Here is an 18,285-nt window from a genome sequence, read left to right as displayed (position 1 = left end):
CTTTTAAAAGACTGGTTTTGATCCTAGTCCCTGTTACGCCCGGACACCGTCCTGAAAGGGATGCTCGGTCGGGAAGCGCGAATGCTGATATCTGCATGCCTTCGCGTCAGCTTCAAGCTCCTAGAACATGTGCGTCAACAGAGGCTAGCTCCCACCTAACAGCCTAATGCGCTTCTTCCCAGTTAAGCGCCGCCTTCGCTTCGACTTCAAGCGGAACGGACAATATGACGCGCGGGCTCGCCGCGGCCTCCATAATGTTGGTCACGACTTCAATTGTTTCGTCGATTTCATCCTCTTCGACTTCGAAGACGAGCTCATCGTGCACCTGGAGTAGCATCATGGCGGAAAGGTTCGCGTCCGCGAGCGCACCTTCCATCCGCACCATCGCACGCCGGATGATATCGGCAGCCGTCCCCTGGATCGGCGCGTTGATCGCCGCACGCTCGTTGAAGGAGCGAATTTGGGGGTTCTTTGCAGTGATATCGGGATAGTGAGCGCGCCTGCCGAAAAGCGTCTCCACATAGCCGTGCTTCTTCGCGAAAGCCTTCGTTTTGTCCATGTAATCGCGAATGCCGGGAAACCGCTCGAAATATCTCTTGATGTACTGGCCGGCTTCCTCGCGCGGGATCGCAAGCTGGTTGGCGAGCCCGAAGGCGGAGATGCCGTAGATGATGCCGAAGTTGATGGCTTTGGCTCGTCGGCGAACGGAGGGCTCCATGCCCTCGACTGGCACATTGAACATTTCCGAAGCGGTCATCGCATGGATGTCGACACCGTTCTGGAAAGCGTCCTTCAGCTGCGGAATGTCGGCAATGTGAGCGAGGATACGCAGCTCGATCTGCGAGTAGTCCGCCGAAAGCAGCTTCTTGCCTTTTGGCGCAACAAAGGCGGTGCGGATTGCTCGGCCTTCCTCGGTGCGCACCGGGATGTTCTGAAGGTTTGGTTCCGAGGATGAAAGCCGCCCCGTCGTCGTGGACGCCATGGAGAAAGAGGTGTGGATGCGCCCGTTCTCGTCCATGTGGTGGGGCAGGGTATCGGTATAGGTGCCCTTCAGCTTGGTAAGCTGGCGCCAGTCGACAACGCGGCGTGGTAGTTCGTGGCCTTCGGCGGCAAGATCCTCCAGCACCCGGGCATCGGTCGACCACTGCCCGCTCTTGGTCTTCTTGCCGCCGGGCAGGCCGAGTTTGCCGAACAGGATTTCGCCGAGCTGCTTGGGTGAGCCTGGATTGAATTCCTCGCCCGCCATTTTGGCGATCTCGTCTTCGAGCGCGGCCTGCTTCTGCGCGAAATTGCCGGAGAGCCGCGACAGGATCTGTCGGTCGACCATGATGCCGCGCTGTTCCATGCGCGCAAGCACCGGGGCCAGCGGCCGCTCCAGCCGCTCGTAAACATGGGCAAGACCCTCTGCGGCGAGGCGCGGCTTCAGCACCTGCCAGATACGTAGCGTGACATCGGCGTCCTCGGACGCGTATTCGGTCACACGGTCGATCTCGACCGCGGCAATCGGCTTGGCGCTTCGGCCCGAACCGCAGAGCTCCTTGTAACTGATTGGTTTGTGGCCGAGGAAACGCTCTGACAATTCGTCCATGCCGTGGCCGGCGAGCCCTGACGAGGCGTCGAGCGCGTAGGAGATCAGCATCGTGTCGTCGATCGGCGTCATGGCGATACCGTGCTGAAGCATGACGAGGAGATCGTATTTCACGTTCTGCCCGATCTTCAGGATGCTTTTGTCCTCTAGAACGTCTTTCAAGGCCACGAGCGCTTCGTCCATCGGGATCTGACCGCCAAGAGCCTCGGCGCTATCCGGATCGGTGAGAAGATCGGCATCGGCCGCAACATGGCCCAGCGGCACGTAGGCCGCTTCCCCTGGCGTGATCGCCATTGAGACGCCGACCAGATGGCCCTTGTAAGCGGACAGTTCGCTGGTCTCCGTATCGAAAGCCATGACGCCCCTGTCGCGAGCGCGGTCCAGCCATCTATTCAACGTATCGATGTCGCGAATGGTGACATAGGCAGAGCGATCGATCGCCTGTCCAGCCGCGTCATCCTTCAACTTGGCAGCGAGGCGCTGGGGCGTTGCCGGGAACACCGAATCCCCCGGCGACGCGGGATTCTTGGCGGCATCGAGGTCCGGGCCGCGCGGAGCGTCCTCGATTTCGAGTTTGGCGCTTTCCACCTCGCTCGCATCGGTGTCGAGGGTCGCTGCGACGCGCCGGGTGAGCGTGGTGAATTCCATCGCCTTGAGGAAAGCGACAAGCTTCTCTCCGTCCGGTTCGTGGATGTAGAGGTCGTCCAACTCGGTATCGAGCGGCGTCTCGCAATCGAGCGTCACCAGCTTCTTCGAAAGCCGTGCCTGAGCGGCGAACTCGATCAGGTTCTCCCGCCTCTTGTTCTGCTTGATTTCCGTGGCCCGTTCGAGAAGCTCTTCGAGCGTACCGTATTCTTCAAGGAGCTGCGCGGCTGTCTTCGGACCTATGCCTGGGATTCCCGGAACGTTGTCCGAGGTGTCGCCGACGAGCGCCTGAAGATCGATCATCTTTTCCGGATAGACGCCGAACTTCTCCTTCACCTCATCGGGGCCGAGACGCTTGTCCTTCATCTGATCGTAAAGGATGACGCGTGGCCCGACGAGTTGCATCAGGTCCTTGTCGGATGAAACGATCGTCACATCGCCGCCGGCCGCCACCGCCTGCGTTGCATAGGTCGCGATCAGGTCGTCGGCTTCGTAGCCCTCCTTCTCGATGCAGGGCAGGTCGAAGGCGCGGACCGCATCACGGATGAGGCCGAACTGTGGCCTCAGATCCTCCGGCGGCTCCTCGCGGTTCGCCTTGTACTCAGAGTAGAGCTCATTCCGGAATGTCGTTGAGGAATAATCGAAAATAACCGCGAAATGGGTCGGGACGGCACCGACATTGGTATCGCGCGATTCCTCAACCAGTTTCCACAGCATGTTGCAGAAGCCGGACACGGCCCCGACGGGCAGGCCGTCCGACTTTCGGGTCAGTGGTGGCAATGCGTGATAGGCCCGGAAAATATAAGCCGAGCCGTCGACAAGGAAGAGGTGATCGCCTTTTTTCATGGGCGAAGAGGTAGCTTGGCGCGGATGGAGAGTCCATCGAGATCATGCGCCCCTTACGGACCACCTCTCGAGCGGCGATCAGTACCGGTCCCAAGCACGATCAGGCGTCCCGAAGGAGCTTCGAAAGCGGTCCGGGCACGGCGTCGTCAGAGGGGCGGGAGCCCGGCATGAAGCTGAGGCCGAAGCGGTCGAAGCTGCGCCAGACGACGGTCGCACTGCGCGGCTTGCCATTGTCACGGTCGAGCAGGACGAGAACGTCTTCACCCGGCAGGCATTCGCGCGCCGTCGTAAGCTCGAATCCTCCGTCAGAGATCGTGCGCAGACGAACGTTTTGAGGGGCGGATGTCAGATCGCCAACGATCTGCGCCGAAAGGCATACACGTCGGCGAGATTTCTGTCGGCGTTCCAGCATGTTACGTACCCCTGAGTTCCGGTCTGCATGCTACTTAAAAGGGAGGGGGCGTCAGAACAACTGGAAGAGGCATTCTCGGTTAACGGCTATGTGTCGCCTGATGTCTCGAGATACTGAAGAAATCAGCTTCTTTCGGCATAGGGCACGCGTTGGTCCAGGAGGAACCGCGCAAAGAGCGGCAGGCTGGCTGCACCCAGAACCCTGGCGCTTGGACCAACGCTGCCAGGCCGCAAGTCGACGGGTGAAAGGCCCTTGTGGTTCAGTTTATCGAAGCGTTCGCTCGTCGCCTCGATAAGACGCGAAAGAACGGGCCGTGGCATGGCGCCGTCGATTACGGCCTGCTCGAAGTCGTAGACGGCACTCGCTGACAGGATGGCATAGGCAAGGCCGTATGCCGCTTCGCCGATCCACTGCTCGAGAACGTCGCCGAGATCGTCCCACGCAGCTTGATTGCCTACGATCGCGGACGTATCGCCTCCGCTTTCACGGATCATGATCTCCAGCTTGTTGACTGAGGCAAATTCGATGAGCTGGCCGGCACCACCAGTCGTGCGTGGGATCGGGAGAGAGCCGAGTGCCGCCGCATTGCCAAGCCGGCCCGGGATGAGGTCGCCGTTGATGACGATGCCACCGCCGGCGAAGGCGCCGACGAAAAAGTAGACGAAGTCGGCGCAATCGGCCCCGCCGAAGACGTTCTCGGCTGCACAGGCGCCGGTAGCGTCGTTCGCCACGTAAACGGAGAGACCAGTCAGCGCGGAAAGTTCGGCCTCGACGTCGAAATCGCGCCAGGAATCCATTTCCTCTTCGGGCGCTCCGATCTCGGCCGCCCAGGACCAAAGCTCGAAGGGCATCGCGACCCCAAGTCCGGTAATTCGATCCCGCAATGCCGGATCGATTTCCGCCATCAGTTCGCGATGAGTTTCCTCGACGAAGCGGCGGATTTCGTCGACTTTTGGATAGCTGTACCGTTCGACGCGGCGAACCCTGATGTCGCCGACAAAATCCATGATCACGAGTTCGCTTGATCGCCGGCCGATCTTGAGGCCGAAGGACAGCGCACCGTTCGGGTTGAGCCGCATCGGCACGGATGGCTGGCCAACCCGTCCGCGCCGCGGTTCGTCTCTGATGACCAGCTCTTCCTTTTCGAGTGAGCGCATGATCACGGAGGCGGTCTGCGCCGAGAGCCCGGTCCGGCGTGCGATATCGGCCTTCGCCATTTCCCCGTTGCGCCGGATCAGGGATAGAACGGCGCGCTCGTTGTGGGCCCTCAGGCCAGACTGGTTGGATCCACGGGCTCTGCCGTCGACGTCTCGTGCCGCCGTGGAGATCTCGGACATTATTCTCCTCCCTTCGATCCAGTATTGTCTCGCCGCCTGCGATAGAGCATCATCGAGCAAATCCGTCCATCGACCGGGTCAAAGAATGCCCGGAAAATGTCCCGCGTTCAATAAATAACTTTTCATGAATTATCTATTGACAGCCGGCTGAGTTCGGTGTTCTGTCGTGGCCAACGTCCGGACCTGGGAGGCCGGATGCACAAGGAGACCGGCTTCGATTTAGAAGCTGGATTTCACATCGTCAGGGAGGATCTTCACGTGATATTCCGCACGCTTTTCGGCACGTCCGCACTTGTTGCGGCGGCCGTTTTCGCAATGCCCGCCGTCGCTCAGGACGGCGACACGAAGGCCTGTCTCATCACCAAGACGGACACGAACCCGTTCTTCGTGAAGATGAAGGAAGGCGCAACCGCAAAGGCCGAGGAACTCGGCGTCGAACTTTCGACCTATGCCGGCAAGATCGACGGCGACCATGAAACCCAGGTCCAGGCGATCGAGAGCTGCATCGCGGCAGGGGCGAACGGTATTCTGATCACGCCGTCCGACACCAAAGCGATCACGGGCGTCGTCCAGCAGGCGCGCGACAACGGTCTCCTCGTCATCGCGCTCGACACGCCGCTGGAGCCGATCGATGCGGCTGATGCGACCTTCGCGACCGACAATTTCAAGGCCGGTGAGTTGATTGGCCAATGGGCTCGCGCGAAACTCGGCGACGAAGCCGAAAACGCCAAGATAGCCATGCTCGATCTTTCGCCGGCAGCGCCTTCGGTGGACGTTCTGCGCGACCAGGGTTTCCTCAAGGGCTTCGGCATCGACATAAAGGACGAGAACACGATCGGCGACGAAGACGACCCGCGCATCGTCGGCCACGACTCCACCTCGGGGAACGAGGAAGGTGGCCGCTCGGCAATGGAGAGCCTTCTCCAGCAGGACCCCGGCATCAATCTGGTCTACACGATCAACGAGCCGGCCGCAGCGGGCGCCTATGAAGCGCTGAAATCCTTCGGCATCGAGGACCAGGCCGTTATCGTCTCCATCGACGGCGGATGCCCCGGTGTCCAGAACGTTGAGGATGGCGTCATAGGCGCGACATCCCAGCAATATCCTCTCGAAATGGCGTCAAAGGGGATCGAGGCCATCGCCCAATACGCCAAGGACGGCACCGTTCCGCAGCCGAGCGAGGGCCTCGATTTCTTCAACACCGGGGTCAATCTCGTCACCGACGAAGCCGTCGACGGCGTTGAGTCGATCTCGGTCGAGGAAGGCCTCGATCGCTGCTGGGGCTGATTTTCAGCCTTCGGTGGAACGGCTTGTCAGTGCCGGCGATCTGATCTTTCGGTCGCGCGCCCTTCGAGGTGCGTGGCCCCTCGGCAGGATCGGTCTGCGTGGCCTGTGCGGTCGTTGAGACTCTCGGCAAGCTGAACTTGTTAGATCGATACGGTCGCTACGCATCGCCGGGCGGACGTCCCCCTCTTTTTCGGAGATCGGATCCTCATGAGCCAGACAAGCGGAAAGGGGACGGACTACGAATCCTCCCTGAAGGATAGCGACACCTCGATCGCCGCCTTCGAATTGAAGCACAGGGGTGCCCTCGGCACCGCCCAGCATTTCCTTCACGGCAATCCGACGATGGTTCCCGTCATCGTCCTGCTGATCTCGGTCGTGGTATTCGGCGTTGTCTCGCCGAATTTCTTCTCCGCCTTCAATCTGTCGCTGATCATGCAGCAGGTGGCGATCGTCGGGATTCTCGCAGCAGCGCAAAGCCTCGTGATCCTTACCGCCGGCATCGACCTCTCGGTCGCCGCTGTGATGATGATGATCTCCGTCATCATGGGCCGGCTCTCCGTCGAAGTCGGCATGCCGGTGCCGATTTCAATCCTGATCGGTCTCCTCTGCGGCGCTGGCACGGGTGCGCTGAACGGCTTGCTCGTCACGAAGGTGAAGCTGCCGCCCTTCATCACCACACTCGGCACCTGGAACATCTTCCTGGCGCTCAACTACTATTTCTCGAACCGTGAGACGATCCGCTCGCAGACGCTGGATGCGGAAGCCCCGCTTCTCAAGCTCTTCGGCGAACGCTTCAATCTCGGTGGGGCCGTGCTCACCTGGGGCGTCGTCCTGATGGTGGTGATTTTCGGCGTTCTCTGGTTCGTTCTCAACCGAACCGCCTTCGGTCGCCACATCTATGCGATCGGTGACGACAAGGAGGCCGCGGATCTCTCGGGTATCCGCACAGACCGAACCCTGGTCGCAGTTTACGTGCTTGCTGGCGTCATTTGCGCCATCGCGGCCTGGGCCTCGATCGGCCGTGTCGGATCGATTTCGCCCCAGTCGTTCTTCGAGGCGAACCTCGAATCGATCACCGCGGTGGTCATCGGCGGCATCTCGCTCTTCGGCGGCCGCGGCTCCATCCTTGGACCTTTGATCGGGGCTATCATCGTCGGCGTCTTCAATTCGGGTCTGCGCCTCGCTGGCGTCGACGTTCTCTGGCAGCTCTTCGCGACGGGCTGGCTCATCATCGTTGCTGTCGCAATCGACCAATGGATCCGGAGGATCTCGGCATGAGTGAGAAACCGACTCCCGTCCTGCAGGGGCGCGGCATCGTCAAGCATTACGGCCGTGTCACCGCCATAGACCGCTCCGACTTCGATCTTTATCCCGGTGAAATCCTCGCCGTGATCGGGGATAACGGCGCCGGCAAGTCCTCGCTGATTAAGGCCGTGTCCGGCGCCGTGGTGCCGGACGAAGGCGACATCAAGCTGAATGGCAAGCCGGTGAAGTTCACCTCGCCGATCGAGGCACGGGATGCCGGCATCGAGACGGTTTACCAGCAGCTCGCCTTGTCGCCGGCGCTCTCGATCGCGGACAACATGTTCCTCGGCCGGGAGATCCGTAAAGAAGGCTTTCTCGGCAAGTATCTTCGGATGCTCGACCGCGCCCAGATGGAGAAGGTCGCCCGAGAGAAACTCAACGATCTTGGCCTGATGACTATTCAGAGCATCAGTCAGGCGGTGGAAACGCTATCGGGCGGCCAACGTCAGGGTGTTGCCGTCGCACGAGCGGCGGCCTTTGGGTCGAAAGTGATCATTCTCGACGAGCCGACGGCGGCTCTTGGCGTGAAGGAAAGCCGCAAGGTGCTGGAGCTGATCCAGGACGTCCGCTCGCGTGGCATGCCGATTGTCCTCATCTCGCACAACATGCCTCATGTCTTCGAGATCGCCGATCGTATCCACGTCCACCGCCTCGGCAAGCGGCTCTGCGTCATCGATCCGAAACAGGCCTCAATGAACGACGCCGTGGCTTTAATGACGGGAGCGAAGAAGCCCGAAGCCTCGATGGAAGCAGCCTGAGCCGTATTCCGGCTATGAAGAGCCGCTGCGAGTGATTATGGAGAAAGCCCTGCCATCCGGCGGGGCTTCTTTTTGAGTCCGTCACCCGGTCAGGTCTTCATGAAGCTAGAAAATCCGGTTCTCCTTGGTGTTGTTGGTGGTGCCCATGGCGTGCGCGGCGAGGTGCGGGTGAAGTCCTACACCGAAGAGCCGACCGATATTGGTGCCTACGGCCCGCTTCAGGACGAGAATGGCAACCGGTACACAGTAAAGACGGCGCGGTCGCAAAAGACGGTCGTTGTCGTCAAGTTCGACGAGGTGAATGAGAGGAACCACGCCGAACGCCTCAACGGACGCGAGCTGTTCGTCGAACGCGCTCTGTTGCCCGAACCGGAAGAGGATGACGAATTCTATCTCGACGATCTCGAAGGCCTGGCGGTCGAGACGCTTTCGGGAGATCCGGTCGGTATCGTCGTCGCAGTCCACAATTTCGGGGCCGGCGACATTCTGGAGGTCGCGCCGGAGGAGGGGACGACGCTGATGATCCCCTTCTCGGAAGCCGCAGTGCCCGAGCTCGATCTCGAAACCGGCCTCCTCAAGGTCGATCCGCTCGCCGCCGGGCTCGCCGAGGGCCCGGACGACGAAGAGACCGGGGACGAGGCCGATCAGTCCTCCTGAACCTCGTCGAGCCGCATCGCGACGAAGACCGCTGCCAGACAGAACACCGCGAAGGCTCCAAGCACGAAGCTTAAGCCGAGTTGATCGGCTAGGAAGCCGAAGGCGCCCATGACAAGGAGCACGATGCCGATCATGGTGTTCGACACGGCCGTGTAGATCGCCCGGTCCTCGGCTTTCGCCATGTCGGTGAGATGGATTTTCCGCCCCTGCCGAACGCCCTGATAGGAGAGCATCAGCAGGAACAGCGCGAAGGGCGCTGCAAGTGGCCACCAGCCTTGCGCGGCCTCGATCATCGCGATGGCCGAGGACGCCGCCAGCACCACGAAGCCTGCGATTGCGGAATACATCAGTACACGCCGGCTGGAGCGATCCGACAGAGAGCCCCAGACATAGGAGCCGAGGATTGCCGCGATCGACGAAGCAAGAACGAAGCTGCCGAGCGTTCCGAGATTGCGCTCTCCATTCTCGCCGGCCGATAGAAGCAGGTAGGGAGGTGCGAGGGCGGTCACTGTCAAAAGCGCGCGAGTGATGACGAAGAGCCGGAACTGCTTGTCCGCCCAAGCCTGCTGGCCGTATGTCAGGATGGCCTTGAAGCCGTTTTCGGCGCCCTCGTTGGCTCCGGCCTCCTCGACCAGCATCGTGAAGGCGAAGGCCGCGATGGCAAAAAGCGCGCCGCCAACACCGAGGCCGATGAGAAGCACCGTCTGTTCGAGCGGCAGTATGTCGAGCGCCAGCGCACCACCGTAGGCGAGCACCACGGCGGCGGCGACCGATCCCGCGAGTCCTGTGATCGAGCCGCGCTTCGTCTTCGAGATCGTCTTGCCGAGGACGTCTTTGTAGGAGACGGACGCCAGCGACCGACCGAGCGCGAAAATCGCGAGCAGCGCCGCCACTGACCAGCCGGCGGCAGCGCCTTCAAAAGCAACCAGACAGGCGACCATCGCGAAGATCGCGGCGGCCTCGATCGCACTGCCGAGCGCCCAGACCCATTTTCGCCGTTTCATTTCGCGTACGCGGTGAGCGATCAAAATTTGTGGGAGGAGCGCCAGCGACTCTCGCATCGGGACGAGAAGGCCGATCGCGGCGCTTGGGGCCCCGACAGATTGTAGAAGCCAAGGCAAAATCAGCTTGGGATCGAGAAGCCCGTCGCCGGATTTGGTCGCGGTCAGGCTGAGAAGATGCAGTCCCGCGTTCTGCGGCTGGTCGCGGCAAGCTTCATCGGGAATGTCTTTGCAGACACGGTTCTCTTCGTCTTCGAAGAAAAGATCTCCGAGATTGCCGACGACGCTCATGCACCAGACTCCTTCATCGCATTGCGCGAGAGTCTGGAATGTCTCTAAACTAGTTCAAGTCCGACCGTTCGGTAGTGAGCAGCACCGTGTTCACCCGACACGCTCAGCTGACTTCCACCCTTGGGTCACTTCTGGTCGAGGCGATTGCTGGCAGACTGCAGCTTGTCGATCATGATCGAGGCGTTGGCCTTGTCGAGCGTCTCGTCGAAAGGGGTTCCGGTCTCCTCGCAAAGCGTCTTCAAATAAGACGCCTGCGCGCCGGTCATCGGCTCGTTGCCGGTCGTCCAGTCCTGCGGATCCTTTTCTGCATTGGACGGGGCGTCGACCTTTGGGGTATCTGACATTCTCTGACTCCGAAATCGAAATTATCGTTCTTGAAATGTTCCGAGCGCACGGACGTTCCCGAATCGAACTCGTCAAATTGACGCGCTTTGGGTGATCTCTCGTTCACCGCGTAAATGCGAAGCCTGTACGGATCGCCCCTAAGTTCCGAAAAGTAGCAAATCGTTCTGATTTCGGAGCCAATCTGCGGTATCATGATGGTGCATGCGGACCCCTATCCGGGAAGCGAAACCGAACCGGCGGCCATTTTTCGGCTCGCCGAGGAATATCGGCATGCTGCCAAGGCCTTGAGCAAGCTCGCCAGGCCTGGCGCGCCGGAGACGCTCGCGCCGTTTCGCCTTGCCGCGATCCATGCGATCGAGCTTTACCTCAACGCTTGGCTACTAATGGACGGGATCGCGCCGTCCGTTGTCCGTGGTTTGCAGCATGATCTTGCAAAGCGCGCCGAATGGGCGCTGCATTCAAAACTTACGCTGCGTATCAAGACCGCGCGACACCTCGTGGCCCTCTCGGTACAGCGAGACTACCTCGTCTCTCGTTATGCGCCTGAGCTGCTTAGCACTCTCACCCAGCGCAATCGGCTGGAAGCAACGCTTGAAGAAGTTGCCCGCAAAGTTGCTCGGCGATGCGCTCCTGAAGCGAAATCTAATGTGGCATTACGCCTCTTCGGAGCGCTTTAGCCTCGCCAATCGCCTGTTCCGCCCGAAGTGAGTGCATACCCTTCGGCGGTCATCAGATGGTGGCCGCATCTATCCAGGAGATAATTATGCGCCTTTCGATCCTTACCGCATCCGCCGTGTTCGCACTTACCGCGCCGGCCTTAGCGCAATCTTCTGCCGAGCAAATCCGCGAAGCGCTTGTCGGCAACACCTTCCAGGGGAGCATGGGGAGCAGCGAATATACGAGCTATTTTGGCGAGGACGGCACCTATGCCGACGCCTCCACCACCGGCCCTTACGAAATTACCGAGGAGGGCGTCTGCTATCCCGGTACGGACTACGGCTGCTATCAGGCCGAGATCGAGGGCGACCAGCTCGAATGGTTCAAGGACGGCAAGAGCGAAGGCACTGGCACGATCGTCGAAGGCAATCCTATGGAGTTTGGTGAGGCCGACAAAGGCTGAGCCTTTCCAATGGAGAAGGCGGTGTGCCTATCCGCCCATCGCCTTCTTCGTATCAACGCCGCCCATCTCGCAGACGAGCTTGAATTCGGCTTCTTCGACCGGCTGCACCGAGAGCCTCGAATTGTTGACGAGCACCATGTCCTTGAGGCGCGGCTCGTCCTTTACCTGATCGAGGCTCACCGGGTTAGGGACGTCCATCACGGCTTTGATGTCGACGCACTCCCATTTGCCCGAGTTGTCTTTCGAATCCGGATGGGCTTCGGCGACGACCTCCACGATACCGACGACCTCCTTGCCCTCGTTCGAGTGATAGAAAAAGCCCCGGTCGCCGACCTTCATCTCGCGCATGAAGTTGCGGGCCTGATAATTACGAACGCCGTCCCATTCCTGGCCGGCCTCGCCCTTTTCCTTCTGCTGCTCGAAGGACCATTTGAACGGTTCGGATTTGAACAGCCAGTAACGCATGCGGCCGCCCTCAAGTGCTGGTGGTCGTGTTGAACGCGAGCCTGAAGGGTCGCACGGTCACGCTTTCGAACAGCCCGGCATGGCCGTATGGGTCGCGGCCGGCGATCGCTTCCGCTTCAGCCTGGTCCGCCGCCTCGATCACGACAAGGCTGCCGCAGGGATTGCCGCTCTCGTCGAGAAACGGACCCGCGAAGACCAGCGTCTTGCCGAGGCCGTTAAGGTAGTCGACATGCTCCGGCCGCGTCGACTGGCGCAGCTCGACGCTGTTCGGCTTGTCTTCGCAGATGATTGCGAACTGCATGGGGATTCTCCTCACCGAAAATGTTCGGCCGAAGCGTTACGCGGTCTCAACTTCCCGGCGCAAGGGGCGCGACAGGAGAGCGTGCATCGCCTCGTCGATGGAAATCTCGCCGTCAAGGATTTCCGCGACGGCCTGGACGATCGGCGCCTCGATCTGGCGTTCTCGTGCGAGACGCGCTGCGATACCAGCGGAATAGACGCCCTCGGCGAGCTTCAGATTGGTGCGGTCCACCCCGCTGCCGAGCGCGATACCATAGGCGAAATTCCGAGATTGTTCGCTTGAACAGGTGAGGATCAGATCGCCCAGGCCGGACAGTCCCATCAGCGTTTGCGGCTGGCCACCGAACGCCGCGCCGAGCCGTCGCAGTTCCACGAAACCGCGCGTGACGATGGCGGCCTTCGCTGACTCGCCGAGCCCACGGCCGATCGCCATGCCGGCGGCGAGGGCAAGCACGTTCTTGAGGGCCCCACCCGCTTCGACGCCCGCCAGATCGTCGCTCGCATAACAGCGGAAGGTGTTCGCCGACAGAAGCTCTGCGGCGCGGTCGGCACGTTCGATCGTGCCGGCGGCGACCGTGACGGCGGTCGGCAGGCCGTTGGCGACGTCGGCGGCAAAGCTCGGTCCCGAGAGGACGCAGAGTGGATTGTTCGCAAAGCGCTCGGCCATGATGGCGGAGGAGAAGCGCCCGCTCCGCCGCTCGATGCCCTTGGCGCAGAGTACGAGCATCGCGTTGCTCGGAACGAGATCGCCGTAGGTCTCGGCAGCCGTCGCGAGCGACTGGGCAGGCACTACGAATAGAACCACTTCTGCGCTTGAGAGGGCCTCTTTGGCATCATGCGTCGCTCGAAGCGCGGGTGGCAGATAGACGTCGGGCAGATAACCTTCGTTGCGCCGTGTCGCCTCCATTGCCGCCATGGCGTCGGCGTTGCGGCCAAGCAGCACGACGTCGTGATCGGCCCGCGCGTAAAGATTGGCGAGCGCGGTGCCCCAGGCACCGGCGCCGATGACGGTGAAACGTGTCAAGCTTTGGCTCCCCTGCGTCCATAGCCGATCACAGGTTGGGCCCTCCGATCGAGCGGCCAGCGCGAGCGCACCGGGGTATCAAGCGGATCGGACATCTTCGCCTCGAACCGTTCGAGACCGGCATAGGCGATCATCGCGCCATTGTCGGTGCAGAGCCGGAACGGCGGCGCGACGAGCGTAAAGCCTGCGTCCCGCGCAGCGGTTTCGAGCGCATGACGGATCGTCTGGTTCGCTGCGACGCCGCCTGCTACGGCGATCGTTGGCGCCGCGATTTCTGGCAACATGTCGCGGAAACGCGCGAAGGCGCGATCCATGCGGTCGGCAATCGTGTCGGCGCAAGCCGCCTGAAAGCTTGCTGCGAGATCGCTCACATCCTGCCGGCTCACAGGCGCGTTCTTTTCCGCCGCCTGCCGCACGGACGTCTTGAGGCCAGAGAACGAGAAATCGAGCCGCGCCTCCCTGAGCATCGGGCGGGGAAAAGAGAAGCGCTTGGGATCACCGTCTTCGGCTGCGCGTTCCACCATGGGACCGCCCGGATGGCCGAGCCCTAGCAGCTTGGCGGTCTTGTCGAAGGCTTCGCCGAGCGCGTCGTCAATCGTCGTACCCCAGCGTTCGTAGTCACCGAGGCCGCGCACCAACAAGATCTGTGTGTGACCGCCGGAGACAAGCAGCATCAGATAGGGATAGGCGAGTCCGTCGGTGAGCCGCGGCGTCAGCGCGTGACCTTCGAGATGGTTGACCGCGAGGAACGGAATGCCACGCGCATGGGCGATCGCCTTCGCCATCACGGAACCGACGATCAGCCCGCCGATGAGACCCGGGCCGGCGGTCGCTGCGACAGCGGAGACCTCGGAGAGTGTCACACCGGCCTCGTCGAGCGCGGCTGTGACGATGCCGTCGAGCGCTTCGGCATGGGCGCGCGCGGAGATCTCCGGTACGACGCCGCCGAAGGCCGCGTGATCGTCGATCTGGCTGTAGACGACGTTCGATAGAATCGTCGGCGCCCCGGCCTCGTCGCGCGCTACGACGGCGGCTGCCGTTTCGTCACAGCTCGTCTCGATGCCCAGGATCACCGGGCATTTCTCCGATCGATATGCGATTGTCATTAGCCGTGCCGCTCCTCTTGCCGCGACCTTTTGGCAGGTCGAGCCGCCTCTGGGAAGACCCGGCACCGCACGCAAGTGTCATCGCGATCTATGCAAGTGGTACGGCGCAAGTTGCCACATCGGACCTGCAATGCGATTGAGACGTTTGAGCGATCCGGCCCAAGAGACCGGATCCCAGGCGAACATTCTGGGAAGCGGAGCAGAAACGCATGGCGCAGGCGGACGGCATCATCCGGATCGGGACACGCGGCAGTCCGCTCGCGCTCGCCCAGGCGAGCGAGGTCCGCGCCCGACTGATCGCCGCTCACGGCCTGACCGAGGACGATTTCGCCATCGAGGTGATTTCGACATCGGGCGACCGGATCCTCGATCGTCCGCTCTCGGAGGTCGGTGGCAAGGGGCTCTTCACCAAGGAGATCGAGGCGGCGCTGCTCGATCGACGGATCGATCTCGCCGTCCACTCCTCGAAGGACATGGCGACGGCAATTCCTGATGGACTCGCGATCACCGCCTTTCTCGAACGCGAGGACGTGCGAGATGCGTTCATCGGGCGAGATGCCAAGACCCTCGCCGATCTGCCCGAGGGCGCGACCGTCGGTTCGGCCTCGCTCCGGCGGCAGGCACTGATCAAGCGACTCCGGCCAGACCTCAACACGATCATCTTCCGCGGCAATGTCCAGACGCGGCTGCGCAAACTCGGCGAGGGCCAGGCCGATGCGACACTGCTTGCGCTCGCCGGCCTCAACCGGATGGAGATGCAGCACCATGCGACGGATATCCTTGAGCCGGAGGACTTTCCGCCGGCTCCCGGTCAGGGTGCGATCTGTATCGAAAGCCGCCAGGGTGACACTCGTATCGAGAATCTGGTCTCGGCGATCGTCCACGATGAGACGTCGATTGCCCTCCATGCCGAGCGGGCGTTTCTGAAGGTACTCGACGGCTCCTGCCGCACGCCGATCGCCGCACGCGCGGTGCTTTGGGACAGCGGGCGCATTGCATTCCATGGCATGATCCTGCGGCCGGACGGCACCGAGGTGCACGAGGTTCATGACGAGGGCGATGCGGACGGAGCCGTTGCCCTCGGCGAGCGCGCAGGGCGCTCGGTTCTCGAAGCCGCCGGTCCCCATTTCTTCGACGGATGGGGTGACCCCCAGCCATGAGCGGCTGCTGATGGCGCGGGTTCTAATCCTTCGCGAACGGGCCTCGGGTGAAGAAACCGCCCGGCAGCTTCGGTCGCGCGGGCATGAGCCGATCGTGTTGCCACTGGAGGCCGTCGTCCGGCTTGACGGGGAACCGCCGACCGCTCCCTTCGACGGGTTCGCGGTGACCAGTTCCCAAGCGGTCTCTTCCTTGGCCGAAGCCTTCGCGGGTGATCCAAGGCCGGTCTTCGCCGTTGGAGCAGCGACGGGAGCGACAATCGAGGCGGCCGGGTTCCCGAATGTCCATTTCGGATCCGGTAGGGCGGCATCGCTTCCAGATATTTGTTCGACCGTGTTCGGCTCACGTGACGACGGAGCGACAATTCTCTACGCAGCCGGAGTGAACCGGTCGGGTTCACTCGAAGCGGCCTTTGCCGACTCGCCGTTCAGACTGCTGACCTGGGAGGTCTACGATGTGGTCCGGCGCGCTCCAAGCCGCGATGAACTCAGAGGTGCGTTCGACAGCGCACCTTCCGATGCGGTCCTTCTCATGTCGCAGGCTCAGGCCATCGCCTTCGCCGAGTGTATCGCTCCGTATTGGGAGGATAATGTCGAAACCGTACGGCTCCTTTGTCTGTCCCAACGAATCAGCGATGCCCTGCCGTCAGGCCTTCGATCGCGAGCCGAAATTTCTGAACGACCGACGCTTCCTTCGCTTTTCGAACGGCTTTGAACGCCTAGTTCCGCAAATATGCATGGCGCAAACTTGCGCTCGATCTGCGAATGGGTGACGAATTGGGGAAGACGATTTTCGCCGGATCTGACAGCCGGCATAATATTTCGCATGAAGCGATGGAGCTGTCTCGATGACGAACCGTCCGCGGCGTTCTCGCCCCAACCGTTCGCGTAACAAGACGATCGATGGGGATTCGCGCAAGGTCGATACGCCGCCCGATTCCGCTAATACCGCGAGTGGTGCCGCGACCGGGGAAGTGAATCCCTCGGCAGAGTCCGATCCGGCGATGGATGCAGCCGCCGAGACCTTCGCGAAGTCCGAAGGCATGGGTGAGTCGGTTATCGCAGGCGGGCAGGTCACCGAAGATCAGCCTGTTGCGAAGAGCAGCAAGGCGAAGCGCCCCGGCACGAAGAAGCCGGAAGATACGCTCGCTCCACCTGCCGAACAGCCCGTCACAGCGGCGCCTGAAAAGCCTGCCGACGCCGGGGTTGTGTCCGGTGATGATGTCGGTGCGGGCGCAACGGAAGCGCGGTCCGGGAGAAACTCCGACTGGTCGAAGACGGGCGGTTACCAGGGACCCGCAGCCGTCACCCGTACGCCCGAACCTGTCAAACGCAACGAAACGCCAGCCCGGCCGGCCGTAGGAAGGGAAAATGAAACCACAATGATGGGCTCATCGACCAAGGCGCCTCCGCCTTCGGGAAGTTCGGGCCTCGGTTTTGGCGGCGCGCTTTTCGCCGGCCTTATCGGAGCGCTCGTCGCTCTCGTCGTCACAGCCTATCTCTATTCCTACGGTTTCCTCGATCAGCTCCGCGACGGCCTCGCAGGTCCGCCGGTGATCGCCGAGGACACGACCGGCGAGGATATTGAGCGGCTTGCTGAGGAACTGGTCACGCTGCGTCGCGACATCGAGGCGAGCGTTGCCGCTGATCAGGAGCCGAGTGCAGGCATACCGGGCCTCACGCCGGAACAGCTTGAAGAACTTGGCAACCGCATTGCCGCGCTAGAAAGCACGGCCGTTGAAGCTGCATCTGCGGGCGAAGAGGATGCGGCAGGCGCGACTCAGGACATGAGTGCCTTCGAACAGGCTCTGACGGAAACACAGGCCAACATGTCCGGCCTGCAGGAGTCCGCGACGGGCGCAGGAGAGGCGGCAGCGTCCGCCCAAGAGGCGGCCGAACGGGCGGCGGCAGCCGTTCAAGATGCAATCGAGGCTGGGGAAACTGGCCGCCGGGAACTTCAGGCAGCGATTGAACAGGCGCTCGCAGCCGGCGAGACCGGGCGCCAGGAACTCCGCGCCGCAATCGAAGAGGCTACCAGTACGACCGCTGCACGGCTTGATGCGATCGAGGCCGGTAATTCTCAGGCTCGGATCGCGCTTGCTGCGGCCGGCATGAAAAGCGCCATCGATAATGGCTCACCTTTCACGACCGAGCTCCAAACGTATGCCGAGGCAGGCGGGCCACAACAAACCGTCGAGGCGCTGCAGCCCTATGCCGAGAATGGCGTGCCGACGGTCGGCTCGCTTGCCCAGCGCTGGGCGGATGTCAAAGGCGCGGTTTCGGCGGCGCTGACCGGGCCCGGCGCGGACGCGCCGATCGGCGATCAGATGCTGGCCGGCTTCCGTTCGCTTGTCGAGACGCGCTCGACCGGCGAGGTGCTAGAATCGGCGAACACGCCCGACGCCATCATCGGAAGGCTCGACAACGCGATCTCCACTGGCGACTTCCCGGGTTTCGTCGACGAATGGCAGAGCCTTCCGGAGGACGCGCAGGCCGCCGGCGGCGACTTCATCGCCGACGTCGAGGCGCGGCTCGCCGCCAATCAGGCGCTGTCCGACGCGATTTCCGCGACCCTTTCGGGCGGCGCGAATTCGGGCGCCGACGCACAAACGAACCAAGGATAACGGGAGCCGCTGCCGAC

General features: G+C 62.0%; 18 protein-coding genes. 9 read left to right on the top strand and 9 right to left on the bottom strand.

Annotated features, from left to right (window positions below):
• Window positions 1–163 precede the first annotated feature (163 nt).
• The 3 genes from polA to FP2506_RS12905 all read right to left on the bottom strand — a co-directional run bounded on the left by polA (window position 164) and on the right by FP2506_RS12905 (window position 4,828).
• The gene (polA, locus tag FP2506_RS12915) at window positions 164–3,079 is read right to left on the bottom strand and encodes a DNA polymerase I (RefSeq protein ID WP_007067959.1); all 2,916 of its coding nucleotides are present in this window, start codon (window positions 3,077–3,079) and stop codon (window positions 164–166) included.
• A gap of 100 nt (window positions 3,080–3,179) precedes the next feature.
• On the bottom strand, window positions 3,180–3,491 hold the full coding sequence (locus tag FP2506_RS12910) for a PilZ domain-containing protein (protein WP_007067958.1): 312 nt from the start codon (window positions 3,489–3,491) through the stop codon (window positions 3,180–3,182).
• 122 nt (window positions 3,492–3,613) lie between these two features.
• Window positions 3,614–4,828 (bottom strand): ROK family transcriptional regulator, encoded by a 1,215-nt coding sequence (locus tag FP2506_RS12905; RefSeq protein WP_007067957.1) that lies wholly within the window; start codon window positions 4,826–4,828, stop codon window positions 3,614–3,616.
• Between the two features lie 315 nt (window positions 4,829–5,143).
• Between FP2506_RS12905 and FP2506_RS12900 the strand changes: the two genes are divergently transcribed.
• The 4 genes from FP2506_RS12900 to rimM all read left to right on the top strand — a co-directional run bounded on the left by FP2506_RS12900 (window position 5,144) and on the right by rimM (window position 8,835).
• Complete coding sequence (locus FP2506_RS12900) at window positions 5,144–6,115, top strand: sugar ABC transporter substrate-binding protein (protein ID WP_148227696.1); 972 nt, start codon at window positions 5,144–5,146, stop codon at window positions 6,113–6,115.
• Window positions 6,116–6,322: 207 nt separating this feature from the next.
• A complete protein-coding gene (locus FP2506_RS12895) occupies window positions 6,323–7,393 on the top strand; it encodes an ABC transporter permease (RefSeq protein ID WP_007067955.1) in 1,071 nt (356 codons plus the stop codon).
• Complete coding sequence (locus tag FP2506_RS12890; RefSeq protein WP_040489897.1) at window positions 7,390–8,178, top strand: ATP-binding cassette domain-containing protein; 789 nt, start codon at window positions 7,390–7,392, stop codon at window positions 8,176–8,178. Before FP2506_RS12895 ends, FP2506_RS12890 begins: the two co-directional genes overlap by 4 nt.
• Window positions 8,179–8,277: 99 nt before the next feature.
• The gene (rimM, locus tag FP2506_RS12885) at window positions 8,278–8,835 is read left to right on the top strand and encodes a ribosome maturation factor RimM (RefSeq protein WP_007067953.1); all 558 of its coding nucleotides are present in this window, start codon (window positions 8,278–8,280) and stop codon (window positions 8,833–8,835) included.
• On the opposite strand, the gene FP2506_RS12880 is transcribed toward rimM, so the two are convergent.
• A complete protein-coding gene (locus FP2506_RS12880) occupies window positions 8,823–10,127 on the bottom strand; it encodes an MFS transporter (RefSeq protein WP_007067952.1) in 1,305 nt (434 codons plus the stop codon). The two genes, rimM and FP2506_RS12880, sit on opposite strands and share 13 nt — an antisense overlap.
• Window positions 10,128–10,252: 125 nt before the next feature.
• A complete protein-coding gene (locus FP2506_RS12875) occupies window positions 10,253–10,471 on the bottom strand; it encodes a DUF3072 domain-containing protein (RefSeq protein ID WP_007067950.1) in 219 nt (72 codons plus the stop codon).
• Window positions 10,472–10,663: 192 nt separating this feature from the next.
• Here FP2506_RS12875 and FP2506_RS12870 point away from each other — a divergent pair, with 192 nt between their 5' ends.
• Window positions 10,664–11,149: a hypothetical protein gene (locus FP2506_RS12870; protein WP_007067949.1), complete on the top strand. Its 486-nt coding sequence runs from the start codon at window positions 10,664–10,666 to the stop codon at window positions 11,147–11,149.
• A gap of 56 nt (window positions 11,150–11,205) precedes the next feature.
• Window positions 11,206–11,592, top strand: coding sequence for a hypothetical protein (locus tag FP2506_RS12865; RefSeq protein WP_040489138.1), 387 nt, complete (start codon window positions 11,206–11,208; stop codon window positions 11,590–11,592).
• A 27-nt stretch (window positions 11,593–11,619) separates the two neighbouring features.
• Here the strand turns inward: FP2506_RS12865 and FP2506_RS12860 are convergent, their stop codons facing one another.
• From FP2506_RS12860 to tsaD, 4 genes are read right to left on the bottom strand one after another with little or no spacing between them, the layout of a single operon-like run.
• Window positions 11,620–12,057, bottom strand: coding sequence for an EVE domain-containing protein (locus FP2506_RS12860; RefSeq protein WP_007067947.1), 438 nt, complete (start codon window positions 12,055–12,057; stop codon window positions 11,620–11,622).
• A gap of 10 nt (window positions 12,058–12,067) precedes the next feature.
• Entirely contained in the window at window positions 12,068–12,358 is a 291-nt protein-coding gene (locus tag FP2506_RS12855) for a YciI family protein (RefSeq protein ID WP_007067946.1), read from the bottom strand.
• 36 nt (window positions 12,359–12,394) lie between these two features.
• Window positions 12,395–13,381, bottom strand: coding sequence for an NAD(P)H-dependent glycerol-3-phosphate dehydrogenase (locus tag FP2506_RS12850; RefSeq protein ID WP_007067945.1), 987 nt, complete (start codon window positions 13,379–13,381; stop codon window positions 12,395–12,397).
• On the bottom strand, window positions 13,378–14,487 hold the full coding sequence (gene tsaD / locus FP2506_RS12845; RefSeq protein WP_007067944.1) for a tRNA (adenosine(37)-N6)-threonylcarbamoyltransferase complex transferase subunit TsaD: 1,110 nt from the start codon (window positions 14,485–14,487) through the stop codon (window positions 13,378–13,380). The genes FP2506_RS12850 and tsaD overlap by 4 nt, the downstream gene beginning before the upstream one ends.
• Window positions 14,488–14,696: 209 nt before the next feature.
• Here tsaD and hemC point away from each other — a divergent pair, with 209 nt between their 5' ends.
• The 3 genes from hemC to FP2506_RS12830 all read left to right on the top strand — a co-directional run bounded on the left by hemC (window position 14,697) and on the right by FP2506_RS12830 (window position 18,268).
• Entirely contained in the window at window positions 14,697–15,647 is a 951-nt protein-coding gene (gene hemC, locus FP2506_RS12840) for a hydroxymethylbilane synthase (RefSeq protein ID WP_007067943.1), read from the top strand.
• Complete coding sequence (locus FP2506_RS18085; protein WP_187289050.1) at window positions 15,631–16,359, top strand: uroporphyrinogen-III synthase; 729 nt, start codon at window positions 15,631–15,633, stop codon at window positions 16,357–16,359. Before hemC ends, FP2506_RS18085 begins: the two co-directional genes overlap by 17 nt.
• 133 nt (window positions 16,360–16,492) lie before the next feature.
• Window positions 16,493–18,268: a COG4223 family protein gene (locus FP2506_RS12830; protein WP_007067941.1), complete on the top strand. Its 1,776-nt coding sequence runs from the start codon at window positions 16,493–16,495 to the stop codon at window positions 18,266–18,268.
• Window positions 18,269–18,285: the final 17 nt, after the last annotated feature.

Origin of the sequence: Fulvimarina pelagi HTCC2506 (genome assembly GCF_000153705.1) — a bacterium.
GTDB classification, from domain to species: domain Bacteria; phylum Pseudomonadota; class Alphaproteobacteria; order Rhizobiales; family Rhizobiaceae; genus Fulvimarina; species Fulvimarina pelagi.
This window is presented reverse-complemented; position numbering and strand designations above follow the sequence as displayed.